The sequence below is a fragment of the Neoroseomonas soli genome (assembly GCF_018129065.1).
GTDB lineage: Bacteria > Pseudomonadota > Alphaproteobacteria > Acetobacterales > Acetobacteraceae > Neoroseomonas > Neoroseomonas soli.
In genome coordinates, this window is the sequence record NZ_JAAEDM010000135.1 from 1 (window position 1) to 7,309 (window position 7,309).

Consider the following 7,309-nt stretch of genomic DNA (forward strand, 5'->3'; position numbering starts at 1 on the left):
GCCGGGGGCTCCGGCGTCGGCGGCGTCGGCGCGGGCTCGGGCGCGGGGGGTGCGGGCACCGGGCGCGGCAGGTCGCCCTGGGCCATCATCGGCGGGCCGGGGGAGACGAGTTCCACCGCGATGCCCTGCTCCTCGGGCTCCGGGATCGGGCGGGCGAGCACGAACAGCGCGCCGACCGCGAGGATCAGCACGTGCAGGCCCGCCGAGACCATGCCCCAGCGATTCAGATCCATCCGTGCGGTCCAGGAGGGCAAGGCCACTCCTCCGCTCCCCTTCCTCAGTTTCGCGGCTGGCCGGACGGGCGGGCGGGCGCGCGCGCGGGTGGCGTGGCCGGCGCGGCACCGGGCCGGGAGGAGGGCTGCTCGGCCAGCAGCGCCACGCGGGTGAAGCCCGCGCCGGCGATGGTGCCCATCACCTCCATCACCTTCCCGTAGGCGATGGCGCGGTCGCCGCGCACGAAGATGCGCCGTTCCGGCTGGCCCTGCGGCTGGTTGCGCATGATGGCCTGAAGCCGGGGCACCAGTTCCTCCATCTGCACCTCGGTCTCCTGCAGGAAGATGCGGCCTTCCGGATTGACCGAGATGGTCAGCGGCTCGGTCTCCTGGTTCAGCGGGGCGGCCGCGGTGCGCGGCAGGTCCACCGGCACGCCCACAGTCATCAGCGGCGCGGCCACCATGAAGATGATCAGCAGCACGAGCATCACGTCGACCAGCGGCGTGACGTTGATCTCGGCCATCGGCCGGTAGCGGGATCGCCCGTTGCGCCCCCCGGCGAGCGGTGCAGCCATCGGGTTACTCCGCCGCCGACGCGGCCGGCGCCGCCGCGTCGTTGGCCGCCGTCTCGGTCTGGCGGGAAAGGATCGCGGCGAATTCGGTCGCGAAGGATTCCATCCGGCCGGCGAAGCGCGCGAGGTCGGTGCTGATCTTGTTGTAGGCGAGCACCGCCGGGATGGCGGCCACCAGGCCGATGGCGGTGGCGAAGAGCGCTTCCGCGATGCCCGGCGCGACCACCGCGAGGTTGGTGTTCTGCATGCCCGCGATGGCGGCGAAGGAATTCATGATGCCCCAGACCGTGCCGAACAGGCCGATGAACGGCGCGACCGAGCCGACGGAGGCGAGGAACACCATCCAGCGCTCGAGCCGTTCCATCTCCCGCCCGATGGTGACGGTCATGGCACGCTCGACGCGTTCCTTGGCGCCGCCGAGCAGCGCGCCGTTGCCCGCGCTGCGCCGCCATTCGCGCATCGCCGAGCCGAAGACGGCGGCGATCGGGTGGGAGGGGTCCTCGCCCTCCCGTGCATAGAGGTCGTCAAGGCTGCCGCCCGACCAGAAGCGGTCCTCGAAGGCGTCGGCGGCGCGGTTGGCGCGGCGCAGGCTCGTGACCTTGTCGAAGACGATGGCCCAGACCCAGACGCTGGCGGCCAGCAGCCCGATCATGACGCCCTTCACGACCCAGTCCGCCTGGAGGAAGAGCCCCCAGAGCGATAGGTCATGCGCCGCCTGTCCCAGTGCCTGAGCGGTCACGCTGCCGTTCACGCCGTGTCTCCTTCCTGGCCCGCGCGCGGGCCTTCGCGGCCGGGGCCGCCTGCAACCAACATCACCGGGCCGGTTTCGCCGTGCCCGGCAGGGCCAGGCCCTTGAGCACCGACCGCCAGGGTTCCGGCAGCGGCACCGGCTTCAACGTGTCCTGCCCCACGCAGACGAGGCCGACCTTCAGCCCCGCGAGCCGTTCTCCCGGAGTGCCCGCAGCCCCTTCCGCCGCACGGACGGTCTGGTCAAGCAGGATCTGGGCGCCGGTAACCCGCAGGATTGCAGTTTCGACCACGACCCAATCATCCAGCCGGGCGGGTCGCCAATACTCCACTTCGACGCGCCGCACCACGAGAAGCGCGCGATGACGTTCTATCATCAGATTGTGTGGCAACCCAATGGCACGCAAGGATTCCGTGCGCGCGCGCTCGGCCCAATGGAGGTAGCGCGCGTGATAGGCCATGCCGCCCGCATCGGTGTCCTCGAAATACACCCGCAGGTTGTGACGATGGATGCCGTCCCCCGCGTCGGGTGAGGCGTCGCTCACGAATCTGTGTCCCGCAGCAGGTCGAGTTGCGCCACCATCGAGGCCGGCGGCGCGAGTCCCAGGTGCCGCCAGCCGCGCTCGCCCAGCATCCGCCCGCGCGGAGTCCGCAGCACCAGGCCTTCCTGGATGAGGTAGGGCTCGACCACTTCCTCCAGCGTGTCGCGGCCTTCGGCCAGCGCGGCGGCCAGCGTCTCGATGCCAACCGGCCCGCCGCCATGGTATTCCGCGATGCGGCGCAGGTAGCGGCGGTCCATCGCGTCGAGGCCGAGTTCGTCCACTTCCAGCCGCTTAAGCGCCGCATCGGCCATGGCGCGATCGGCGGTGCGGTTCTCGACCATCGAGAAGTCGCGCACGCGGCGCAGCAGCCGGCCGGCGATGCGCGGCGTGCCGCGGGATCGCTTCGCGATCTCCATCGCGCCGTCCTCGGACAGCGCGAAATTGAGCTTCCGCGCGCCGCGCGTGACGATGCCGTGCAGTTCCTCAGCCGTGTAGAACACGAGGCGCAGCGGGATGCCGAAGCGGTCGCGCAGCGGCGTGGCCAGCAGGCCGGCGCGCGTCGTCGCGCCGATCAGCGTGAAGGGCGGAATGTCGATCCGCACCGTGCGCGCGGCCGGCCCCTCGCCGATGATGAGGTCCAGGCAGAAATCCTCCATCGCGGGATAGAGGGTCTCCTCGATAGCCGGCTGCAGGCGGTGGATCTCGTCCACGAAGAGCACGTCGCGCGGCTGCAGGTTGGTCAGGATCGCGGCGAGGTCGCCCGAACGCTGCAGCACCGGCCCGGAGGTGGCGCGGAAGCCGACGCCCAGTTCGCGCGCGACGATCTGCGCCAGCGTCGTCTTGCCGAGGCCCGGCGGCCCATGGAACAGCACGTGGTCCATCGGCTCCTGGCGCGCCTTCGCCGCGGCGATGAAGACCGCGAGATTCTCGCGCAGCGACTGCTGGCCCGTGAAGTCGGCCAGCACCTGCGGGCGCAGCGCGTGCTCGCCGTAGTCGTCATCCTGCTTCTCGGGCGAGGTCAGGCGCTCGTCACTCATCGCGCCATCTCCTTGAGCCCGTCGCGGATCAGCGCGTCGAGCGTCGCGTCCTCACCCAGCCGCTTAGCCACGCGCGCGATGGCAGCCACCGCCTGCGGCTGCTTCCAGCCCAGGTTCACGAGCGCGGAGACGGCATCGGCCTCGGCACCGCGCTCAGGTGCGGTTGCGGGCAGCGCGCCCTCCCCGTCGGCATCCGGCGTCGCGCGGCCGACGGCCCATTTCTGCATCGCCGGCTCGTCGACGATGCGATTGGCGGTCGCGGCGCCGAGGCCCTTCACCTCCGCCAGCCGCTTGCGTTCCTTGCCGGCGATCGCGCGCGCGAGACCGTCCGGCGTCAGCGAGGACAGCACGATCAGCGCCTTCTGCGGCCCGACGGTCTTCACCTCGATCAGCGCGCGGAAGGCCTCGCGCTCGGCGGCGTCGGCGAAGCCATAGAGAGTGATGGCATCCTGGCGCAGATGGGTCTCGACCAGCACGCGCTGCACGCCGTCGCGCCCCGCCAGGGCGTCGAGCGTCTTGCGCGAACAGGCCAGCAGGTAGCCGACGCCGTTGACGTCGAAGATGCAGCCGCCCTCCTGCGTCGAATCCACGCGGCCCTTCAACTGACCGATCATGCCGGTTGGTACCCCTTCGCCAGCGCCGCGCGCGACTGCCGGTGATGCGCATGGCAGATCGCCACCGCCAGCGCGTCCGCCGCATCCGCGCGCCGGAAGGTCACGCCCGGCAGCAGGTGCTTCACCATCGCCTGCACCTGTTCCTTCGCCGCATGCCCGTTGCCGACGACCGCGCGCTTCACTTCCATCGCGCCGTACTGCGCTACGGCGAGGCCCGCCAGCGCCGGCGCCAGCACCACGACCCCGCGCGCCTGGCCGAGCTTCAGCGCGGAATCGGGGTTGCGCGCGACATAGGTGTTCTCGACCGCGGCCTCGTCAGGTGCATGCAGGTCGATCACGGTCGCGAGGCCGCGATGCAGGGCGAGCAGCCGGTCGGGCAGGTCCTCGGCCGCGGTGGTGGAGACCACGCCCTCGGCGACGAAGCGCAGCCGGAAGCCGTCATGCTCGATCAGCCCCCAGCCCGTGTGCTGGAGGCCCGGATCGAGTCCCAGGATGCGAATCGGCCGGCGCGCCATGGAGCGAGGTTCTAGCAGAACCGGCCGCGGGTCACCCCGCACCGCCCGTCCTGCAGCCATGCCGCCGCATGCAGGACCCGGCTGCCTTCACCCGAGAAGCCACCAGGCCGACCCGGCCAGCGCGCCGCACCACACCGCGACGATGCAGGCCGCCCCTGCCCGGCTGGCCGGCCCTGCGGCCGCCGCGGCGGCCGACGCGCGATGTTCCGCCATCACCCCCGGCGGCACCAGCCGCACGACCAGAAGGATGCCGAGCGGCACCAGGATCACGTCGTCGAGGTAGCCGAGGACCGGCACGAAGTCCGGGATCAGGTCGATCGGCGAGAGCGCATAGGCCGCGACACCGATCGCGAGCGCGCGTGCATGCCAGGGCGTGCGCGGATCCCGCGCAGCGAGCCACAGGGCATGAACGTCGCGCTTGATGGCCCGCGCCCAGCCCCTCAGCCGCGCGAGCACGGCGGGTCAGGCGGCGGAGAGCCGCGCGGCCGCCGCCTCGTCGACCTCGAAATTGGCATAGACGGTCTGTACGTCGTCGTGGTCGTCGAGCGCGTCCACGAGCTTCAGCAGCTCGCGCGCCTTTTCCTCGTCGAGGTCGATGGTGGTGGAGGGCCACCATTCCAGCTTCGCCGCCTCGGCCTGGCCGAACTTCGCCTCCAGCGCGTCGCGGACGGTGGCGAAGTCCTCGACCGAGGAGGACACCTCGTGGCCTTCCTCGTCGGATTCCACGTCCTCGGCGCCGGCCTCGATCGCCGCTTCAAGCATGGCGTCGGCGGTCGCGGCGTCCGGCTTGTAGCGCAGCACGCCCTTGCGCTCGAACTGGAAGGCGACCGAGTTGGTCTCCCCCAGCGCACCGCCGTTCTTGTTGAAGATGGAGCGGAGGTCGCCGCCGGTGCGATTGCGGTTGTCGGTCAGCGCCTCGACGATGATGGCGATGCCGTAGGGGCCGTAGCCCTCGTAGCGGACCTCCTCGTAATCGTCGCCCTGGCCGGCTGCGCTGGCCCGCTTGATGGCGCGGTCGATGGTGTCCCGGGTCATGTTGGCGACGAGCGCCGCCTTCACCGCCGCGCGCAGGCGCGGGTTCATCGCCGGGTCCGGCAGGCCCTGCTTGGCCGAGACCGTGATCTCCCGGATCAGCTTGCCGAAGGCCTGGGCCCGCTTGGCGCCCTGGGCGGCCTTGCGGTGCATGACGTTCTTCGCGTGCGAATGGCCGGCCATGGCCGTCTCTTTCGAATTCGGGGTGTGGGATCGGCGGGGCTTATAGGCGCGCCGGACGGCCGCCGCCAAGCGCGGGCTGGCGCACCGGCCCCGCACCGGGCCAGGATGGGCCATGGACAGCCACGCCCCCGCCGACCCCTTCGCCGTCACCTCCGAGGCCCAGCTCCGCACCCTCTACGACCAGCCGCTGGAAGGGCCGCTGAAGAAGGTGACACACCGGGTCGAGGCCACCGCCCGCGCCTGGATCGCCGCCTCCCCCTTCTGCATCCTGTCCACCGTCGGCAGCCGCGGCGTCCACGCCACCCCGCGCGGGGATGCGCCGGGCTTCGTCGCGGTGGAACCGGACGGCTCGCTGATCATCCCCGACCGGCGCGGCAACAACCGGCTGGACGGGCTGCGCGACATCCTCGAGGACAACCGGGTCTCGGTCATCTTCCTCGTCCCGGGCGCATCGGAGGTGCTGCGCGTGCACGGCACCGCGCGCATCACCGCCGACCCGGCCCTCACGGCCCGCTTCGTCGAGCGCGGCAAGACCCCGGCCACCGTCCTCGTCGTGACCGTGACCGAACTCTTCATGCAATGCGCGAAGTCGGTCATGCGCTCGCGGCTCTGGGGCGAGGCGCCGCGTCCCGCCGGGCTGCCGAGCATGGGGCAACTGATCGCGGCCCACCGTGCCGACGGCCAGGTGGACCCTGCCGCCTACGACCGGGACGCGCCGGATCGGCTCAGCCGGAGCATGTACTGACCCGGCCTCGGTTCGGCCGCAGGCCGCGCAGCGGCTCCGCCCTCGGCGCGATGCCGGCCGCGGGATCGCGCGCGCTCAGAGCAGCCCGCGCGCGATCCCGCCATCCACGTTCACCGTCTGGCCCGTGACATAGGCCGCGCGAGGGCTCGACAGCCAGGCGACCATGGTCGCCACCTCGTCCGGCGTGCCGAAGCGCCCGAGCGGGATCTCATGGGCGAATTCCGCGATCACCTGGTCGAAGGGCACGCCCCGCTCGGCGGCGAGCTTTTCCGCCCGCTCCTGCCACAGCCGCGTCAGCGTCCGCCCCGGCGCCACGCAATTCACGCGGATGCCCTCGGCCGCATATTCGCCGGCGAGCGTCTTCACCAGACCGAGCAGCCCCGCCTTGTGGACGTTCGAAACGACCTGGTTCGGATAAGGCATGCGCGACGCCGCCGCGCCGAGCAGCACCACCGACGGCGCGGCCCCCTTGCGCAGCAGCGGCAGCGCGGCGCGCACCACGCGCACGGCCGAGAGCACGTTGAAGGTGTAGTTGCCGAGCCAGTCCGCGTCGGTCAGCGCCTCGAAGCCAGAGCGGATGGACCCGCCGACCGCATCCACCAGCGCATCCAGCGCGCCCCAGCGCGCCGCGACACTCGCCAGCAGGGCGTCGGCCGCACCTTCCGCCGTGACGTCGGCGACCGCGGTCACCACATGCCGCCCGGTCGTCTCGGCGATGCGCCCGGCCGCGGCGGCGATGCCGGCCCGATCGCGGGAGGCGATCATCACCTGCGCCCCTTCCGCCGCCAGCATCCGCGCGGTCGCGAAGCCGATACCCACCGAGGCGCCGACCACCAGCACCCGGCGCCCCTCGAAGCCCAGATCCACTTTACTGACCTCCCTTGGCGGCGCCTCAGCCGGTGATCCGCTTTTCCAGACTTGCCAGCCGCGCCTCCAGCCGCGCCGCCCGCTGCGTCGCGACGGTGGCAAGCGCCTCCGCGAGCTGCCCTTGCACCGCGGCCAGTTCCCCCGGGCCCATGGCGCCGAGGCCTTCCTTCAGCCGGGCCAGCGCCGCGGCAAGGTCGCCTGGGGCCACGGCAGACCCGGCCGGCGGCGCGGCGGCCGGCGTCG

General features: G+C 72.0%; 10 protein-coding genes and 2 pseudogenes. 1 reads left to right on the forward strand and 11 read right to left on the reverse strand.

Annotated elements, in window-relative coordinates:
* The 9 genes and pseudogenes from GXW76_RS24270 to GXW76_RS24310 all read right to left on the reverse strand — a co-directional run.
* Window positions 1-233 (reverse strand): annotated as a pseudogene (locus tag GXW76_RS24270) (energy transducer TonB); the annotation flags it as partial.
* Window positions 234-277: 44 nt separating this feature from the next.
* A complete protein-coding gene (gene tolR, locus GXW76_RS24275; protein WP_211864725.1) occupies window positions 278-787 on the reverse strand; it encodes a protein TolR in 510 nt (169 codons plus the stop codon).
* Window positions 788-791: 4 nt separating this feature from the next.
* Window positions 792-1,535, reverse strand: coding sequence for a protein TolQ (tolQ, locus tag GXW76_RS24280; protein WP_211864726.1), 744 nt, complete (start codon window positions 1,533-1,535; stop codon window positions 792-794).
* A 61-nt stretch (window positions 1,536-1,596) separates the two neighbouring features.
* Window positions 1,597-2,076 carry a YbgC/FadM family acyl-CoA thioesterase gene (locus GXW76_RS24285; RefSeq protein ID WP_338151033.1) on the reverse strand — a complete coding sequence of 160 codons (480 nt, stop codon included), beginning with the start codon at window positions 2,074-2,076 and terminating at the stop codon, window positions 1,597-1,599.
* Entirely contained in the window at window positions 2,073-3,110 is a 1,038-nt protein-coding gene (gene ruvB, locus GXW76_RS24290) for a Holliday junction branch migration DNA helicase RuvB (protein ID WP_211864727.1), read from the reverse strand. Before ruvB ends, GXW76_RS24285 begins: the two co-directional genes overlap by 4 nt.
* Window positions 3,107-3,724, reverse strand: a complete 618-nt coding sequence (ruvA, locus tag GXW76_RS24295; RefSeq protein WP_211864728.1) for a Holliday junction branch migration protein RuvA — start codon at window positions 3,722-3,724, stop codon at window positions 3,107-3,109. Before ruvA ends, ruvB begins: the two co-directional genes overlap by 4 nt.
* Window positions 3,721-4,239 carry a crossover junction endodeoxyribonuclease RuvC gene (gene ruvC / locus GXW76_RS24300; protein WP_211864729.1) on the reverse strand — a complete coding sequence of 173 codons (519 nt, stop codon included), beginning with the start codon at window positions 4,237-4,239 and terminating at the stop codon, window positions 3,721-3,723. The genes ruvA and ruvC overlap by 4 nt, the downstream gene beginning before the upstream one ends.
* A 129-nt stretch (window positions 4,240-4,368) precedes the next feature.
* Window positions 4,369-4,695: pseudogene (locus GXW76_RS24305) on the reverse strand (YkvA family protein); the annotation flags it as partial.
* A gap of 6 nt (window positions 4,696-4,701) precedes the next feature.
* Window positions 4,702-5,454 carry a YebC/PmpR family DNA-binding transcriptional regulator gene (locus GXW76_RS24310; RefSeq protein WP_211864731.1) on the reverse strand — a complete coding sequence of 251 codons (753 nt, stop codon included), beginning with the start codon at window positions 5,452-5,454 and terminating at the stop codon, window positions 4,702-4,704.
* Between the two features lie 112 nt (window positions 5,455-5,566).
* On the opposite strand from GXW76_RS24310, the gene GXW76_RS24315 reads away from it, so the two are divergent.
* Window positions 5,567-6,199 (forward strand): MSMEG_1061 family FMN-dependent PPOX-type flavoprotein, encoded by a 633-nt coding sequence (locus GXW76_RS24315; protein WP_211864732.1) that lies wholly within the window; start codon window positions 5,567-5,569, stop codon window positions 6,197-6,199.
* A 75-nt stretch (window positions 6,200-6,274) separates the two neighbouring features.
* On the opposite strand, the gene GXW76_RS24320 is transcribed toward GXW76_RS24315, so the two are convergent.
* Both GXW76_RS24320 and GXW76_RS24325 read right to left on the reverse strand, forming a co-directional pair.
* On the reverse strand, window positions 6,275-7,066 hold the full coding sequence (locus GXW76_RS24320; RefSeq protein WP_211864733.1) for an SDR family oxidoreductase: 792 nt from the start codon (window positions 7,064-7,066) through the stop codon (window positions 6,275-6,277).
* Between the two features lie 25 nt (window positions 7,067-7,091).
* Window positions 7,092-7,309 (reverse strand): hypothetical protein (locus GXW76_RS24325; RefSeq protein ID WP_211864734.1); only part of this gene is annotated, 218 nt, incomplete at its 5' end.

What these genes read in the sequence shown, in the direction of transcription:
- tolR (WP_211864725.1), bottom strand. Translation starts at nt 787, where the DNA reads ATGGCTGCACCGCTCGCCGGGGGGCGCAACGGGCGATCCCGCTACCGG.
- ruvB (WP_211864727.1), bottom strand. Translation starts at nt 3,110, where the DNA reads ATGAGTGACGAGCGCCTGACCTCGCCCGAGAAGCAGGATGACGACTAC.
- ruvA (WP_211864728.1), bottom strand. Translation starts at nt 3,724, where the DNA reads ATGATCGGTCAGTTGAAGGGCCGCGTGGATTCGACGCAGGAGGGCGGC.
- ruvC (WP_211864729.1), bottom strand. Translation starts at nt 4,239, where the DNA reads ATGGCGCGCCGGCCGATTCGCATCCTGGGACTCGATCCGGGCCTCCAG.
- GXW76_RS24310 (WP_211864731.1), bottom strand. Translation starts at nt 5,454, where the DNA reads ATGGCCGGCCATTCGCACGCGAAGAACGTCATGCACCGCAAGGCCGCC.
- GXW76_RS24315 (WP_211864732.1), top strand. Translation starts at nt 5,567, where the DNA reads ATGGACAGCCACGCCCCCGCCGACCCCTTCGCCGTCACCTCCGAGGCC.